The following is a 16,752-nucleotide window of genomic DNA, read 5'->3' on the forward strand; positions in this document are numbered from 1 at the left end:
CTCCCGGCGATCCGGTCGGGGGGGCGCTCGCCGAAGCGATTCCGCGACATGGTGGTTGGCCCTTCCGGCACTTCATCTGGAAGTTACCGTGCGGGCCAGGTCCGGCTGGGAACGCCGTCCCACCTCGGGGTTGTGGATCCACAACCCCTCGGCGCGTCGGCTTCGTGGGGCCGAACGACCCCAGGACGCCCGACCGGGACGACGGGACTCAGTAATCGCGGGTGAGAATCTCCGTGGCCCGCCGGCAGATCTCGCGACCGTAGTCGACCCACACCCCCTGTCCCCAATAGCGGTAGCAGCTGGTCTGCGACGTCAGGAGGTGGAAGAGGGCGTTGCGGTACCGCGGCTCGTGCGACGGCAGGCCGGGCTTCAGCACCTTCTCGTGGAACAACGAGCTGACCCGCTCCATCGGCCCCAGCAGAGCGTCGTAGCCGTGTACCCAGGAGATGTTGTTCGTCCAGCTCCCTCCCTCGACGTGAAACCGCGAGTCCTCCTTGCGCAGCTCGTCGATCACCCGAGCGAGCCTGTCCGGCCCCTGGCCCGGCTCGAATCGGTCCCGGATCCGTTTCTGGAGGATGGGCTGGAGGACGGGGAGGTCCTCCTCCTTCACGCCGCTCGCGAACAGGTTCTCGAGGTACTCCGTGACGTTCATCAGCACGATGTCGGAGCCGGTGGACTCGCGCACGACCTCCAGGTACTTGGAGGGGAACTCGTTCATCATGACGCCGCCGTTCTCGCCGTCGGCGATCTGGGTCACGAGGGGCGGCACCATGGCTCCCGCGACGTCCCAGCGGGCCAGCCCCTTCGCCTCGTAATAGGGCTGCATCTGGCCGACCAGCTTCGTGTCGCTTCCCTGGGTCTTGACCACCGCGAGGATCGACGCCGTCTCCCCGCCGGAGCTCGTGCACTGGAGCCGGTGGGGGAGGTGCTTCCGGTCCGGAGCCCTCCCGTCCGGCTGCTCGACCGAATGCTCCTGGACCAGCACCCAGCGATAGCCGCAGTCGCGGAGCGTCCTGACGAACTCGTAGGCGACATCCGGATGGTTCGGTAACGCCATCTCCGCGGGGGAGAATCCCCGCACCCGGCCCAGAGCCTCGAAGCCGAAGATCGCCGCGAAGTGATGCTGCCAGGCCTGCACGTGCAGGCGGAAGTCCTGCACCGGCGTCGACGGCGCGACCGGATGGCCCCAGGCGCTCCCGAGCCACTCGACCGCGTTCCGGTACTCGGGATCGCAGGTCACGTTCCGCAGGCTGTCGAGGACGTCCTCAAGCCCCATCGCCCACAGGCCGTGGAGGAGCGTCCCCGAGTAGTCGAGCATCACCCGCGGCCCGTGCCCCTCGTGGAGCAGCTGGGGAACGAACTCACCCATCCGCCGGTAGCACCACCGGAACACCGGAGCGTTGTGGTTGTCGCCGACGTGAGGGTTGTCCATCATGAGCTTCAGGTTGCTGATGATCGCGGCGCTCCCGAGGTCGTCGCCGCCCGCCGGGACGAGGGGCTGGTGCATGTGGAGCGCGATCGCCGCCGCGCTCCTCACCCGGCCGAAATCGAAGCCGTTCCCGGCCGGGAACACCCGGCGGTCGCGCTCTCGGAGCACGGTCTCCCGGATCCGAGGCTCGGAGCCGCAGAGGTCGGGCAGGCCGTCGATGGACTCGGGCAGCTTCTCCATCGCTCGACTCCCTTCGAGCTCGCCGGCCCGCGGCCGGAGGCGCTCACTTGTGGCGGATGTGCTCGTAGATGTTCAGGTAGTGATCGCCGGGGTGTTTCCACGAGTAATCGGCCCGCATGCCGTTCAACATCAGTTGGCGGAACTCCTCGGGGTGCGAGTGCCAGAGTCCGAACGCGCGGTAGAGCGCCGATTCCATCCCCGTCTCGTCCGGGTCGTTGAAGACGTAGCCGTTCTTCTGGTCCTGCGGGCAGGGAGCGTGGTCGCGGTCCAGGACCGTGTCGGCGAGCCCGCCCACGGCCCGGACGATCGGCACGGCGCCGTACCTCAGCCCGATCATCTGGGTCAGGCCGCAGGGCTCGTAGTTGCTGGGCATCACCAGCATGTCGGCGCCGGCGTAGACCAGGTGGGACAGGTCGGCGTCGAAGCGGAGCTCGAGGTGGCAGTCCGGGTTGTCGTTGAGGTACTGCTTGAGGTGCCCGAAGTAGCCGTCGATGGAGGGATCGGGGCTCGACCCGAGCAGCACGAACTGGGCGCCGTGCCACAACGAGTAGAAGAGCGCGTGCCGCACGAGATGCACGCCCTTCTGGCGGTCGAGCCGGCCGACGAAGGCCACGACGGGCTTGTAGCCGTCGCGGAGCCAGAACCTCTCGCGCAGGGCGCGCTTGTTGTCGTACTTCTGGTCCACGGAATCCGGCGTGTAGCGCCGCGCGATGAACGGATCGATCTCCGGGTTCCACACCCCGTAGTCGATGCCGTTCAGCACGCCGCCGAACTTGCCGCGGTGAACCCAGAGCGTGTAGCCGAGCCCGAGACCCTGATCCGAGTTCATGGCCTCCCAGGCGTGATGGGGGGAGACCGTGGTCACGAAGTTCGAGTAGACGATTCCGCCCTTGAGCAGGTTCAGCGAGCCGGGGTGGATGTTGTCCTGCAGGCGGTCGTGGTGGACGTAGTATTCGGGGCGTCCCAGCCCGGCGGCCCACAGAACTTCCTGCCCGATCAACCCCTGGTGGCCGAAGTTGTGGATCGTGAGGCAGACGCGCTGGTTCTCCATGCCGTGGTACTTGTAGATCTCGAAGAGCAGCACCGGCAGAAGGGCGGTCTGCCAGTCGTGGCAGTGGATCACGTCGGGACGCTTCCCCGACTTGAGCAGGTATTCGATCGCCGCCTTGCTGAAGAACGCGTAGCGCATCACGTCGTCGGAATAGCCGTAGGCCAGCGGCCGGTGGAAGAAGTTGTCGCCGGAGTGCGGCTCGATGAAGAAGCACTTGCGTCCGTCCACGAAGCCGAAGTAGACGGAGCAGTGGATCGCGCCGCTGTACCACGGAACCCACAGGTCGCGGTAATCGACGGTCAGCCCCCAGATCCGGTCGTACCGCATCCGGTCGTACTTGGGAAGGATGATTTCGACCGCGTTCCCGCGAATCTCCAGCTCGCGGCTCAAGCCGGCGATGACGTCGGCCAGGCCCCCCACTTGCACGACGGGGAAGCACTCCGGCGCGACCATGACGACGTACATGATTCCCACCCGCTCCCGCGAGATCCCCCTCGTGCCGTGCCAACTCTACACTTCCCGCCCGCCCGAGAAAAGTCCGGATTCCGCTCTCCGATCGACCGACGGTGAGAGATGCGCTACGCGGGTCTGCCGGCCGACAGCGAGATTCTCCGCACCGCGACGAGCGGTCGTGTTGAAGGGCCGCACGCGATCGGGAAACAGACGCAGCGCTCATGTGGCATTGACCTAACTTCCTGAATTCGGTATATGTTCGCCAGCAGCGTTGAGAAGGCCGGCATGATCTCGGGGGCGAGCCACCGAGCCTCGTGCGACTCGAGATAGGCGGCGGAGCCCGGCGGCAAGCCGGAGCACGTGTCGTTGCACGACTCATTGCGACCGTAAAGAGGAGCCACGCGAGGGGGAGGCCCCCGACGAGTTCGCCACCTTGGATCGTACGCCAGCGAGGGGGGGATTCCGATGAAGCACCAGCGCACCGCAACGAAGGCCGCAGTGTCGATGTTCCTCGCGGCCATGAGCGTCGTGGCCGCCTCGCCTGACCGGGCACGCGCCGACATCACCTGGGCGGACACCAACCAGTTCAAGGGCAAGGTCGTCACGGGCTTCAACGACGAGGACTTCATTCGCGACAGATGCCAGGGGAATCTGCCCAACGGGTACAAGTACCTGGACTGGGAGCAGCTGCCCCATCCTGGGCTCGGCTTCGCCGTCGCCTATGAGTCGGACTCGGGATTCACCGAGTTCGGCGCCCGGTTTCACGTGGCGGGCTCCAATAACCCACAGGCCTTCGACGTGTGGGTGCTGGCGGTCGACCGCACGAGCACGGGCGCGCCGCCGCCCGACGGACAGCTGGAAGTGCGGATGCGCCAGTACAACGCGGCCATTTTCGGAGACAACGCCCTCGTGGGCATACCCCCCGTGGCGGGCTCCTCGGTCGCGGTGAGCGTGTCCACCTATCCCGACGCTTGCTGGCGATACGGCCGGATCGTGCTCCAGGCCCCCGTTCCGGAGGCGAATTACTGGTTCACGGCACGCTGGGTGCGATCGAATGGGAGCACGGGAATCAACTCCTTCGACATCCTGCTCGAGAGTGACGGCGTCGGGGACGGCCTGTACCTGTCGGGCGACCAGGGATTCTGGAGGCGAGGGACGAGCTGGGACTTCATGATCGTGGTCTCCCAGGACCCCACGACGCCGGTTCCGAACGAAAACCCCACCGCCAGGATCGTGGCGGCGGACTCGGTCCAGGTGAACCAAGCCCTAACGCTGGACGGCTCCAGCTCCGATCCGGGCCACGGACCGCAGACTTGCCCAGCGCAGCCCGGTGGCTTGTGCGCCGACTGGATCGAAACCGCTCGGAACGTCTGGACCCTGTCCCGCCCGGCTGGCAGCCAGGCGGTCATCCATACGAATCCCAACGACCTGAGCGCGGCCACGCTCACACCGGACCAGTTGGGCGACTACGACGTGTCGCTGACGGTGAACGATCACTGGGGGGGCGTCAACACTGCGAGCCACACGGTTCACGCCATGCAGAATCCGCCGACGGTGAGCGCTCCCACGTTCAAGAACGCGGCGGACAACAGTCCGATTGAGGCCGTGCACGAGGCCGACTCCGGGACGTCCATCGCCTTCTGCGCCACGGTCGGCAACGCCGGTGCCAATCCGGTCTACGCTTGGACGGCGACGGCCCGCTATTCCGACGGCTCCACGCGCTCGACCGTCTTCTCCGCGGAGGCATCGCCCACCAAGACGATCGCCGAGGTCAGCAACAGCGCCAACCCGCCGCTCGGTGACAACGGCCAGTGGAAGGACACGGCCTACGACATCGCGCTCACGGTGACGAACGCGGGTGGCTCGACGACCGGCCCGGTCCGTACTTTCTGGATAAGCCAATGGCCCAAGATCGAGTTCACCTACGGCACGCCGGAGTGGGGCGTCGGGGAGGATTTCAGGTTCCATCTTCCGGTCACCGTCACGCTCTGGGCCCAGCGCGTCGGCCTGGCCGCCGGCGACATACCGTTCGAGCTGAGAAGGTCCGACGGGACGCACCTCGACCAGGAGTACGCGTCCGTCGACCTGGCCACGGGCCATTCCGCCACGTACCGGAACCTCCTCACGCTGTCGGACAAGCTCACCTGGGACCCCGACTACTGTGCTACGCCCGTTCCGGTCGGGCCCCAGAAGGTCGGCGAGGAAACGACCGTCAGGGCGCTTTACATGACCGACGCGAACGGCTTCACGTTCAACTCGGAGGCCATCCCCAGCCAGCGCGTCGCTTACACGGACGTCACGGTCCCTGGGTACAAGTACGCCCCGTACACCCTCGCCTACGTGGACTACGTCGAGGGAGGCGCCCATTCCATCGAGGCCCTGTTCGCGAGCGGGACGTTCTTCGGAGCCCCCGTGGCGGCGGTGCTGTTCGCGGCCGAGGCGATCGAGCTGGCCCTGTGGGGCTGGGACTGCCACGAGGCCCACCACGATCCGCCCGGCTACGACATGGATTTCACGCACATCGTGCAGGTCACGGTGCCGCAGGTCAACGCGACCGCGGCCGCGGCCACGACCGACGGGGCACGGCTCGCCATGACGGCCGTCGAGCAAGGCGCCAGGATCGCGAGCGTTCGAACGGCTTACGGCGGGACGTTCAACAAGCTCTACGGGGCCTACCTGGCCGGCGACACCGACGGCATCCTTCTCCAGAGCACCGAGCTGCTCCGTCACGCCGGGGTGATCGATCGAGAGACCGCCACCCAAGCGGCCAAAGTGCTGGCCGCCCAGCAGGCGGTCGGCCTTCCGACCGAGGAGGAGGTCGCCGCCTTCCAGGCGGATGTGGCCTCCCACGGATTCCCGGCCGCGGAAATCCCCTTCATGCAGCAGCTCGGCCTGACGCAGGGGGACATCGACTCGATCGCGACGCAGTTCGTCGGCGAGTCCCCTTCCGCCATCGCGGCCGGCGTGCCCGCGAATATCGACGAGACCCTTCGGCCGGTCGGCGACTTCTATCTCAAGCAGGCCCGGAGCAGCGTGCCGGCCAGATGGGTCGTGGTCGCGGCGACCTCGCCGATGGTCGATCTGCCGGTCCAGGGGACCATCACCGTGGACGCACAGGCGTTGCGCAAAGAGGAGAGCACCCCGTACTGCATGTGCGGGCCTGCGGTGATCACGCAGGTCGCGGTGGACGGGCAACAGCTGAGCGCGGTCCCGTATCCGCCCCCGCCGTTTTGCCCGCCCCCGCCGGTCTCTCCCCCTCAGGCGGTGCCGGTGCAGCTCAACACGGCCGCGCTCCCCGACGGACCGCACACCCTCACGGTGACCGCGCAGGACTCGATGCAGTGCGCGCCTCAAAACGACCCGCGCGAGCACATCAATTCGGACACGATCCGGTTTTACGTGGACAACACGCCGCCGGTCGTGCAGATGACATCGCCGGACGTGGACCCGGCGACGCCCGGAATCCAGGTCAATCCGGGCGACCCGATCACGTACGTCGCGCAGGACCCCGTGGTCAACGGGTACAGCAGCGGCCTCGTGGATCCTCACGGCGGCGTCATCGCGACCGGCTCGTCGTCGTCGTACGACGTGATCGTCCGCGTCGCCGACCGTGCCGGCAATTCGGCGCAGACGACCGTACGGGTCCTAAGCGACTCCGACGGCGACGGTGTGAGGGACGACCTCGACTGCGCGCCGCTGGACCCGAGTGCCTATGCGCCGCCCGGGGAGGTCGCGAACCTCGGGTTCTCCGACAGAGTCACGATGACGTGGAGCACCGCGGGAGGCGGATCGGGAACGGCGCACGACGTTCTGCGCGGAGGTCTCGGCGCGCTTCCGGTCGGCCCGGGCGGCAACGACGAGGTCTGCCTCGCCGATTACCTCGCCGCCACCTCGCTGGCGGATGCCACGACTCCCGTCGTCGGGTCCGGGTTCTGGTACCTGATACGTGGAGAAAACACGTGCGGCGAGGGAACCTACGGCTACGAGCGCACGGGCGGCGCTCAAGGCGCCGAGCGAACGAGCACGACCTGCCCGCAGGGTTGCGGGGGAGTCTACTGCGCGGCGGGTCAGCGGTGCGTGAGCGGGAGCTGCGTCTGCGACGCGACGTCATGCCCGAACAGTTGCTGCTCCGGCGGGACGTGCGCGACTCCGAGCGTCTCGGCGTGTGGCGGCGGTGGCGGCGCGTGCGTGACCTGCGACCCGATCACGGAGAACTCGTGCGTGAACGGCGTCTGCCAGTGCGGGTCGGGGCTCGCGTGCTCCGCTGGGCAGCAATGCGTGAACGGCGCATGCGTGTGTAACACGGCGTCGTGTCCGACCGGCTGCTGCTCCGGCACGACGTGCACGACGCCGAGTGTGTCGGCCTGTGGCATCGGTGGCGTCGCTTGCTTGGCCTGCGGCGCGGATGCGGACTCGTGCGTTGACGGCGCATGCCAGTGCGGGTCGGCGCCCGCCTGCGGCGCAGGGCAGCGGTGCTCGAACGGGACCTGCGTGTGCGACTCGGTCTCGTGCCCGAACGGCTGCTGCTCCGGCTCGGTGTGCACGACTCCGAGCGTCTCGGCTTGCGGCACCGGTGGCGGCGCGTGCGTGACCTGCGACGCGATCACGGCGAACTCGTGCGTCAACGGCGTCTGCCAGTGCGGATCGGGACCCGCGTGCTCGGCTGGGCAGCAGTGCGTGAACGGGGCGTGCGTGTGCAACGCGACGTCGTGCGCGAGCGGCTGCTGTTCCGGAACGACGTGCACGGCGCCGCCGAACCCGTCGGCCTGCGGGATCGGGGGTGCGGCGTGCTTCGATTGCGGCTTGACGGGGGACGCGTGCTTGGGCGGGGTTTGCCGCTGCGACGGCGGGTCCGCATGCGGATCGGGGCAGCGGTGCTTCAACGGAACCTGCATCTGCGACCCGATTTCCTGCCCGCTCGGCTGCTGCTCCGGCACGACATGCGCCACTCCCAGCGCATCGGCCTGCGGCATCGGTGGCGTGGGGTGCGTGAACTGCGGCATGGTCGCGGACTCTTGCGTGGACGGAGTATGCCGCTGCGATGGCGGGTCCGCCTGCGGGGCGGGGCAGCAGTGCGTGAACGGGGCGTGCGCGTGCAGCGCGACCTCGTGTCCGGCGGGCTGCTGCTCCGGTACGACGTGCACGGCGCCGCCGGACCCGTCGGCCTGCGGCATCGGGGGTGCGGCGTGCATCGATTGCGGCTTGACGGGGGACGCGTGCGTGGGCGGGGTGTGTCACTGCGACGGCGGGTCCGCGTGCGGGTCGGGGCAGCGGTGCTTCAACGGAACCTGCATCTGCGACCCGATTTCCTGCCCGCTCGGCTGCTGCTCGGGTACGACGTGCACGACGCCGAGCGCTTCGGCCTGCGGCATCGGGGGCGTGGCGTGCCTGGACTGCGGCATGACGGCGGACTCCTGCGTGAACGGTGTGTGCCGCTGCGATGGCGCGTCCGCATGCGGACCCGAGCAACGGTGCTCGAACGCAACGTGCGTGTGTGACCCGATCTCGTGTCCGAGCGGCTGCTGTCAGGGCACCGTGTGCCTGCCGGGAACCGGCAACGACGCGTGCGGCACCGGAGGCATTAACTGTGCCGTCTGCACGGGGGGCAGAACCTGCGTCTCCGGATCGTGCCAGTGTCCAGGCGGCCTCTACTTCTGTCCGGCGGCCGGCGCCTGCATCCCGAATTGCGCCACCTGCACGGGCACGACCTTCGCCTGCGCGTCGGCCCGCACGTGCGTCAGCTCGTGCAAGGCTTCCTGCGGCGGGCTGGCCAACTGCACCTCGACGGAAAGCTGCGTCCCCCTCTGCGCGAGCTGTCCGTCCTTCGTTCACACGTGCACGACGTCGTCGAACATCCAGTGCGTCAACGTCTGCAGCCCCTCGACCTGCCTTGGAGGGACCTGCAACTGAGGGGATCGGTTCCATCACCGGGGTACTCTCGAGATGGAGCCGCGGGGAGGCCACCATGAGCCGCGTCGCGATCCGGTACTGCACGTACTGAGTTTCCGCCATACAAGCCGCCAGGGTGGCGGCGCGCGTGCGGAAGGAGCTCGGCCAGGAAGTGAACAAGGTGCCCGGCCGCTACGGGGAGTTCAGGGTCCTCGTGGACGGCGAGGTCGTGGCGGAAGCCGGGGCTCTCGGCATGCTGGGCGTGCTCCCGTCGGCGGACAGGGTGATCGAGGCGATCCGGGCCAAGCTGGGAAGGTGAGCTCGGCCCGGTCGATCGGCGGCTCTGACGGTCAGCCGCCCTCGACGACGAGGAGCGCCCTCCTGTAGCGAAGCAGGATGCCCAGCGCCCCGACGTTGAGAAGGAGCAGGACCGCTCCGGTGATCGAGGGCCTCGTCGCCACGTGGTAGGCATCGACGGGAACGAGGAGGACCAGAAGCGCCACCAGGAGGTGGTAGGCCCAGGGCCGTCCGAGGAGGAGGCCGACGGCGCCGGCCACCTTGAGACCTCCCAGGGCCAGGAGACCGAGGGCGATCCACTCCTTCCCGGCCAGGAGCGCGGGCAGGTGGCGCTCCACGAACACGAAGACGGAGCCGTTCGGGTCGTGGCGAAGGCCGGTGTTGAGGAGCCGGCCCACGAGCCGGTCGAACCCCGCCGCCGAGAGCGCGAGGATCGTGATTCCCAGCCCCAGCTCCGCGCCTCCGGTCGCGAGCTTGAACACGACCACGACGCGGCGCCATGACTCGACGCGGTCCGGCTTCGTCATTCCGAGGCGCCCTCCCAGGAATCCTACAACGAGACCGGCAACGGAGCGGGATCGACGGGGCACTGTTCCTTCGGAAGCGTCGGGCGTATGCTTTCCTCGAGGAACGTCTTGGTGAGCAACGTCCCCCGGGGAGGCGCGCGTCGTGAATTGCCCCGCGTGTCGCGAGCCGTTGGTGGTGGCCGAGCGCGAAGGGATCGAGCTCGATTGCTGTCCCTGGTGTCACGGGCTCTGGTTCGACGCCGGAGAGCTGGCCTTGCTGGCGGAGAAGGCGGGCCGAGCGCTCCCGCCGGGCGAGGGCTCAGCAAAGGAGACGACGGACGCCCGCGAGGCGCGGCGCTTCTGCCCGCGTTGCGACCGCAAGATGGACAAGACGGCCCTCGGGTCCGCGCCGCGGGTCACCCTCGACCGCTGCGGCGCGGGGCACGGACTCTGGTTCGATCGGGGAGAGCTGGGCTCGCTCATGGGCCAGCTGGCGGCCAGGCCGGGCTCGCATCCCGAGGCGCTGCTCCGTTTCATGGGCGAGGTTTTCGGTCCCGGCCCGGGCGCGCCGGCGAGACCCTCGGAATCGAACGTCGCGAACCGTGAGGAGGTGGAACGATGATCTTCGTTCTGGCCGTGTTGGTCGTCATCGTCGTCGTGGCCCTCTGGGTGATGGGCATGTACAACGGCCTCGTCGGCGCCCGCAACGAGGTGAAGAACTCGTGGAGCCAGATCGACGTCCAGCTGAAGCGCCGCCATGACCTGATCCCCAACCTGGTGGAAGCGGTCAAGGGGTACATGGGCCACGAGCGGGGCACCCTCGAGGCGGTGACCCGAGCCCGCCAGCAGGCGATCGATCTGACCGGCGGCGGCGTCGAGGAGCGCGCCAAGGTGGAGAACGCGCTGTCGCAGACGCTGCGCTCCCTCTTCGCCGTGGCGGAGGCCTACCCCGACCTGAAGGCCAACCAGAACTTCCTGGCGCTGCAGGAGGAGCTCACCTCGACGGAGAACAAGATCGGCTTCGCCCGGCAGTACTACAACGACACGGCCCTGCGTCTCAACAACAGGATCCAGATGTTCCCCTCCAACATCATCGCCGGCATGTTCAACTTCAGCGCGGAGCATTTCTTCGAGGTCGAGGCGCCGGAGGACCGCCAGGTCCCGCAGGTGAAGTTCTAGGCGGGGCCCGGCGCGTGTGGGAGCTGGTTCGCGCCAATCAACGCCGCGCCGCCACCCTGGTGGTGCTCATGGCGGGCCTGCTCCTCCTCGTGGGCTACGCGGTCGGGGAATCGCTGGCCCGGGGGGCGGGAACGGTCGGGCTGTTCGCGGCCTTTCTCGTCTGGATCGTCCTCACGCTGGTGAGCTACTACTCCGGCGACTCGATCCTCCTTTCGCTCGCCGGGGCCCGCAAGATCGCCAAGCAGGACAACCCCGTGCTCTTCGACGTCGTGGAGGAGATGTGCATCGCCGCAGGCATCGCCAAGGTTCCCGACGTCTACGTCATCGACGACGCGGCGCCGAACGCGTTTGCAACCGGGCGCGATCCCGAGCACGCCGCGGTGGCGGTCACCGCCGGGCTCCTGGAGACGCTCGACCGCAACGAGCTGCAGGGGGTCATCGCTCACGAGCTCGGTCACGTCAGGAACCGCGACGTCCTGTACATGATGATGGTCGGCATCATGATGGGCACCATCGTGCTGCTCGCCGACCTCGGCACCCGCGTGCTGTTCTTCGGCGGAGGACGGCGGAGGACGTCGTCGCGTGAGGGCGGCCAGGGGCAGCTCGTGATCGCGCTCGTCGCGATCGTCCTCATGATCCTGGCGCCGATCATCGCCCAGCTGATCTATCTCGCGGTGTCGCGCCGCCGCGAGTACCTGGCGGACGCCTCCTCGGCCCTCTACACGCGCTACCCCGAGGGGCTGGCGAGCGCCCTCGAGAAGATCTCCCGCTCGCCGGCCAAGCTGGCGTCGGCGTCGAGGGCCACGGCCCCGATGTACATCGTCAATCCGATGAGCGTCTCGGCTCGCGGCCTCGCCGATCTCACGGCCACCCACCCGCCGATCACAGAGCGCGTCCGCATCCTCCGTGCGATGGCGGGCGGCGCGGGCCTCGCGCGCTACGACGAGGCGTTCCGCAAGGTGACGGGGAGGGCGGTGGGCGTGGTCCCGTACGCATCGCTCGAGGCCGCGGCTCACGCCCCCACGGCTCCGGCCGCCCAAGACACGACCGCGCGCCTCGAGAGGGTGCGGCGGACCACCGACATGCTGTGGCGCCTCAACCGGTACGCCTTCGTCGCCTGCGCCTGCGGGACCACGCTCAAGATCCCTCCGGCCTACCTCGGCCGGGAGATCGGCTGCCCGCACTGCGGCGCCCCGCATCGCGTGGAGCCACAGGCGGCCTGATCCGGCGCGGGACCGGTGGCGGACGGCTTGTGCGCCGCCCGGGTCGGGGGGTACGCTGGGAGTCATCCGGAAGGTACGTAAGGCGCTTCGGCGTGGCGCGGGCCGCGCTTGAAGCGGTCGAGTCCATTCGGTTCCCGAGGAGGAGTCTGCCATGGTGATCTGGGGCGCGATGGCGGCCGCGGGGCTGGCGGCGATGGTCGTCTTCCTGGTGCTCCCTTCCCTTCGCACGATCGGCCCGACGCAGGTCGGACTGGTGGTCAAGCGCTTCTCCTTCAAGAGGCTCTCGAACGACAGTCCGATCGCCTTCGAGGGGGAAGCGGGCTATCAGGCCGATCTGCTCATGCCCGGCCTCCGCTTCAAGTTCTGGGTGCTCTACAGGGTCGAGAAGCACTCGTGGGTCCAGGTGCCCGCGGGGGAGATCGGCGTGGTCATCTCGCAGGTCGGCGGACCGCTGCCGATCGGCGCGAAGTCCGCCGTCTACAAGCCGGCCTTCGCGAACTTCTCGGACCTGCGCCGGTTCGTGGCGGAGGGCGGGCAGAAGGGCGTCCAGAGGCCGGTCCTGCCGCCGGGATCGCTCGTGCCGATCCACCCGGTGGCCTTCCTGGTGATCACCAAGGCTCGGGTCTACGGCGTATCGGCGTCTCCCGACCTGCGCCGCCTCTCGGACCGGGAGGGGCGCCTCGCGCCGGCGTCGTTCGGCTTGAAGCCGGAACAGCTCGACCTCGTCCGGATCGTGCCGCGGCCCGGCGGCTCCGAGGGGCACGTGGGCGATACCGTCGGGATCGTCACCACGTTCGAGGGGGACCCGCTCTCGGCGGGGGACATCGCCAGCCGCCTCGGGGGGTTCGCGGACCTCGAGGAGCGCGAGAAGGGGGCCGGCAGCGACCCGGAGCTGATCGAGACGATCCTCGGCAGCAAGAACCAGCAGCACAACAACTACCAAGACTTCCAGGCGTTCCTCGATCGGGGCGGGAAGATCGGCCTGCAGCACGATCCGCTCCTCTACGGCGCGTACGCGCTCAACCCGTTCCTCGTGTCGGTCGAGGTCGTGCCGATGCTCGTCGTCAAGCAGGGGGAGGTGGCGGTCATCAAGGCCTACGTCGGCCTCGTGACCGAGGACACGTCCGGAGCGGAGTTCAAGTTCGGCTCTCTCGTCCGGCCCGGTCACCGCGGGGTGTGGCAGGAGCCGCTGCGCACCGGCAAGTACCCGATCAACCCGCGCTGCTACGAGGCGGAGATCGTCCCGACGGCGATCCTGACCCTGAACTGGGCGGATGCGGTCTCGCAGGCGCACAACCTCGACGCGCAGCTGCAGCAGATCGTGGCGAAATCGCGGGAAGGGTTCATCTTCCGCATCGACCTGCAGGTGCAGATCCACGTCCCGGACACCAAGGCGCCCCGGGTGATCTCGATGGTCGGGACGATGCGCAACCTGGTGAGCGAGGTCCTCCAGTCGGCGGTGGGCAACCACTTCCGCGACAAGCTGCAGAGCATGCCGGCGATCAAGTTCATCGAGACGCGCCAGCAGGTGCAGGAGGAGGCGTTCACCCACATCAAGTCGCAGCTCGACCAGTACCAGGTCGAGACGAGAGGGGTCTACATCCAGGACGTCATCCTGCCGGAGGACCTCGTGCGGGTCCTGACGGAGCGCGAGATCGCCAACCAGGAGATCGAGACGTTCCGCCGCCAGGAGCAGGCCCAGGACCAGCGGGTGGACATGGAGCACGCGAAGGGGACGGCCGACATGCAGGCCGAGCTGGCGAAATCGAAGGTCGGCGTGGACATCAAGACCAACAACGCCGAGGCCCGGAAGGCCGAGGCCGAGGGCGAGGCGACGTACATCCGGGAAACCGGCGCGGCGAAGGGAGCGGAGGTCGAGGCGGTGGGACTGGCCCGGGCGAAGGGGTACGAGGCGCAGGTCGCGGCGCTGGGCGCGGGGTCCACCGCGGCGGTCAACATCGCGACGGCGATCGCGCAGAGCGGGGTCCGGTTCGTCCCGGAGGTGCTCGTCGCGGGAGGAGGCGGGGGCGGCGTCGAAGGGCTCGCCGCCGCGCTCATGAGGACCCTGGGCCTTCCCGGCGGGCGCGACGCCGGAGGCGCCGCGGCCGGCGACGGGAAGGGCGCGAACGCTCAGCGGTAGACGGCCAGGTTATTCTCCGACGGGTCGACGGTGACCTTCCGCGGCTTCTCGCGCAGCTCGTACCGGAACTCCTTGACGGGCTTGTCCTGGAAGACGACCTTCGCCTCCCGGGTGCCGCCCGGATAGTCGAGCACGAACGGCACGAAGATCCTCTTGAACGCCGGTCCCTCGGGCTGCTCCAGCCGGCCGCTGAACACGAAGCCACCGCCCGCGCCGGGCTCGACCTTCTGCTCGACGTGGATCGTCGGGATCCCCCCTTCGCCGTACCACTCGTCGAAGAACCACCCGAGGTCGACCTTCAGGACCTCGCTGGCGACGGCCTTCAGGTCCTCGGTGGTCGCGGGGCCGAAGTTCGCCTTCTCCAGGTACCGGCGGAGGATCGCGAAGAACTTCTCCTCGCCGACCATCGTCCGGAGCATGTGCAGGACCAGCGGGCCGCGGTTGTAGAGGAGGCACCAGCGGTCTCGGTCCCCGTCGGGGCCTCCCATGCTGTTGGCGGCTTTGAGCGGAAGGTCCGGGCAATCGCGGGCCGTGTACATCCGCCACTCCGCGAACATCGTCTTGAAGCCGACCACGCGGCGCTCGTCGGTCTCGCCCGCGCCCATCGCGAGGCCGGCGAGGTACTCGGCGAACGACTCCGAGAGCCAGTTCTCCTCGAGGCTGGCGGGGACGAGCTTGTGACCGAACCACTGGTGCGCGATCTCGTGGGCCACCACCCTGGGGGCTCCGCGCGTGAGGTAGGCCGCGAGCCAATCCTGGCGGGGCTTGTAGGCCTGCGTCGGCAACAGGATCATTCCGGACGGAGCCATGCCGAACCAGTACTCCGGCACTTCGACGACGTCCAGCTCGTCGAACGGGTACGGGCCCAGGTGGTCGCGGTAGTAGCGGATCAGCTCCCGCGCCAGGCCGGGGAGCACCTCCACGACGTACTTGTTCGCCATCGCGTAGCTGTGGAGCCGGATGGTGAGGCCGTCGGCCTTCTCCTCGTGGTTCTTGTACTTGCCCGCGAACACCGCGGGCTGCTCCACGGGCACGGTGCTCGACGACTCCAGCGCGTAATGGTCGCCGTCCTCGCGGAACGCGGTCGTCGTTCCCGAGGCCAGGGGGTAGTACGGCTTCCGGGTCTTCACCTTGAGCGTGAACGTGTACAGCCCCTGGTCCCAGCCGAACGGGCGCGGGAACCAGGAGGCCCCAAAGAGGTCGAAGTAGTTGTCGATGGTCTCGCCGCCAAAGCCCGTGAAGATCGCGCCTTCGGTCGAAAAACGGAGCACGATGCGCTCCCCCTTGGCCAGCGGGTGCGGGAGCTGCACGAGCAGCTCGTCGTAGCGGTGCGAGAACGGGACGTCGGCCCCGGAGGCGTCGACGACCTTGAGGACGCGCAGCCGGTTCTTCTCCGAGGCCCAGTTGTACGAGTACGGGTCGCGGCCGTTGACGAGCGAGAGGGGGCCGACTCGCAGGTTCCCCCGCACCGCCTCGAAGGTGAGCTCGCTGTCGATGGTCCCCTTGCGGTTGTCGTCGGTCGCGACGTCCAGATGGGCGTCCTTGAGCGTCCACACGAAGGACCCCTCTCCCTCCCGGGAGATCGCGAGACGACTGAGGGTCCGCGTGAACCGGACGTCCGTACCCTGGTACTTGGCAAAGGTGGTGAGGGTCTCGTCGAAACCTCTCATCCGGTCCAAGGTGTAGCCCAGGGTCTCCTTCTCCCCCTCGATCTCCGCGTAGACGTACTGGAGCTTCCCGCCGTTCATCCGGGCCTCGCAGGCCAGGTGGTCGAACTCGAGGTAGCTCCCCTCCGTGACGCGCTTCCAGATCCTGTCGAACGCGGCGCGGCTGGCGGGCTCGATCGGCTTCGCCGTCCCCGTTCCCGTCTCCCACAGCTCCGGGAGGGTCGGGGCGGCGAAGAAGACCACCAGGCGCTCGAACAGATCGCCGACCTCGTGGTTGGCGGGACGCAGGGTGGGAGCGTAGCGGCTCAGGTTGGTCTCGAAGGTCTGCTGGTCGAGCGGGGCCTCCGGTTTGTAGGCGTAGTGGCCGTGTCCGTCGAAGTAGAAGCCGAGCACGTCGCCCCCCGCCCCCTTGAGTGGGTAGACGGCCCCCTCGTCCAGATGAATCTCCATGTGGCCGATCCGTCCCGCCCTGACCCGGACCGCGACCCCCTCCGGCGCCGGCGCGATCGCGCGGTAACCCTGAAGGACCTCGGGCAGATTCGCCTCCGCCGCCGGCAGCTCGACTGCCGCGGCGACGCCGGCCGAGAGAACGACCGCTCCCACGAGAAACGTCCCGAAGAAGGCCTTCATCGTGGTCATCTCCTTCCGAACTCGCCCCGCCGCTCTTATACGCCCGCG

10 protein-coding genes are annotated in these 16,752 nt (G+C 68.4%); 6 read left to right on the forward strand and 4 right to left on the reverse strand.

The window, feature by feature from the left end:
* Positions 1 to 208 precede the first annotated feature (208 nt).
* Positions 209 to 1,669 (reverse strand): glycosyl hydrolase family 57, encoded by a 1,461-nt coding sequence (locus LAO51_02500; protein MBZ5637607.1) that lies wholly within the window; start codon positions 1,667 to 1,669, stop codon positions 209 to 211.
* Positions 1,670 to 1,712: 43 nt separating this feature from the next.
* Complete coding sequence (locus LAO51_02505) at positions 1,713 to 3,185, reverse strand: glycogen synthase (protein MBZ5637608.1); 1,473 nt, start codon at positions 3,183 to 3,185, stop codon at positions 1,713 to 1,715.
* A gap of 453 nt (positions 3,186 to 3,638) precedes the next feature.
* Between LAO51_02505 and LAO51_02510 the strand changes: the two genes are divergently transcribed.
* Both LAO51_02510 and LAO51_02515 read left to right on the forward strand, forming a co-directional pair.
* Positions 3,639 to 9,083 carry a hypothetical protein gene (locus tag LAO51_02510; GenBank protein ID MBZ5637609.1) on the forward strand — a complete coding sequence of 1,815 codons (5,445 nt, stop codon included), beginning with the start codon at positions 3,639 to 3,641 and terminating at the stop codon, positions 9,081 to 9,083.
* Between the two features lie 127 nt (positions 9,084 to 9,210).
* Positions 9,211 to 9,381: a hypothetical protein gene (locus tag LAO51_02515; protein ID MBZ5637610.1), complete on the forward strand. Its 171-nt coding sequence runs from the start codon at positions 9,211 to 9,213 to the stop codon at positions 9,379 to 9,381.
* Between the two features lie 31 nt (positions 9,382 to 9,412).
* On the opposite strand, the gene LAO51_02520 is transcribed toward LAO51_02515, so the two are convergent.
* Positions 9,413 to 9,886, reverse strand: coding sequence for a DUF2127 domain-containing protein (locus LAO51_02520; protein ID MBZ5637611.1), 474 nt, complete (start codon positions 9,884 to 9,886; stop codon positions 9,413 to 9,415).
* 142 nt (positions 9,887 to 10,028) lie between these two features.
* Between LAO51_02520 and LAO51_02525 the strand changes: the two genes are divergently transcribed.
* The 4 genes from LAO51_02525 (at position 10,029) to LAO51_02540 (ending at position 14,407) form a co-directional block, all read left to right on the forward strand.
* The gene (locus LAO51_02525) at positions 10,029 to 10,487 is read left to right on the forward strand and encodes a zf-TFIIB domain-containing protein (protein MBZ5637612.1); all 459 of its coding nucleotides are present in this window, start codon (positions 10,029 to 10,031) and stop codon (positions 10,485 to 10,487) included.
* Positions 10,484 to 11,044, forward strand: a complete 561-nt coding sequence (locus tag LAO51_02530; GenBank protein ID MBZ5637613.1) for a LemA family protein — start codon at positions 10,484 to 10,486, stop codon at positions 11,042 to 11,044. Before LAO51_02525 ends, LAO51_02530 begins: the two co-directional genes overlap by 4 nt.
* A gap of 14 nt (positions 11,045 to 11,058) precedes the next feature.
* Positions 11,059 to 12,267, forward strand: a complete 1,209-nt coding sequence (locus LAO51_02535; protein ID MBZ5637614.1) for a M48 family metallopeptidase — start codon at positions 11,059 to 11,061, stop codon at positions 12,265 to 12,267.
* Positions 12,268 to 12,418: 151 nt separating this feature from the next.
* Positions 12,419 to 14,407, forward strand: a complete 1,989-nt coding sequence (locus tag LAO51_02540; GenBank protein ID MBZ5637615.1) for a hypothetical protein — start codon at positions 12,419 to 12,421, stop codon at positions 14,405 to 14,407.
* Here the strand turns inward: LAO51_02540 and LAO51_02545 are convergent.
* Positions 14,398 to 16,704 carry a hypothetical protein gene (locus tag LAO51_02545; GenBank protein ID MBZ5637616.1) on the reverse strand — a complete coding sequence of 769 codons (2,307 nt, stop codon included), beginning with the start codon at positions 16,702 to 16,704 and terminating at the stop codon, positions 14,398 to 14,400. The genes LAO51_02540 and LAO51_02545 overlap by 10 nt on opposite strands.
* Between the last annotated feature and the right edge of the window lie 48 nt (positions 16,705 to 16,752).

The organism is Terriglobia bacterium, from assembly GCA_020073205.1.
Taxonomy (GTDB): domain Bacteria; phylum Acidobacteriota; class Polarisedimenticolia; order Polarisedimenticolales; family JAIQFR01; genus JAIQFR01.

Coding starts and splice junctions, on each gene's coding strand:
- LAO51_02500 (MBZ5637607.1), bottom strand. CDS start 1,669: ATGGAGAAGCTGCCCGAGTCCATCGACGGCCTGCCCGACCTCTGCGGC.
- LAO51_02505 (MBZ5637608.1), bottom strand. CDS start 3,185: ATGTACGTCGTCATGGTCGCGCCGGAGTGCTTCCCCGTCGTGCAAGTG.
- LAO51_02510 (MBZ5637609.1), top strand. CDS start 3,639: ATGAAGCACCAGCGCACCGCAACGAAGGCCGCAGTGTCGATGTTCCTC.
- LAO51_02520 (MBZ5637611.1), bottom strand. CDS start 9,886: ATGACGAAGCCGGACCGCGTCGAGTCATGGCGCCGCGTCGTGGTCGTG.
- LAO51_02530 (MBZ5637613.1), top strand. CDS start 10,484: ATGATCTTCGTTCTGGCCGTGTTGGTCGTCATCGTCGTCGTGGCCCTC.
- LAO51_02540 (MBZ5637615.1), top strand. CDS start 12,419: ATGGTGATCTGGGGCGCGATGGCGGCCGCGGGGCTGGCGGCGATGGTC.
- LAO51_02545 (MBZ5637616.1), bottom strand. CDS start 16,704: ATGAAGGCCTTCTTCGGGACGTTTCTCGTGGGAGCGGTCGTTCTCTCG.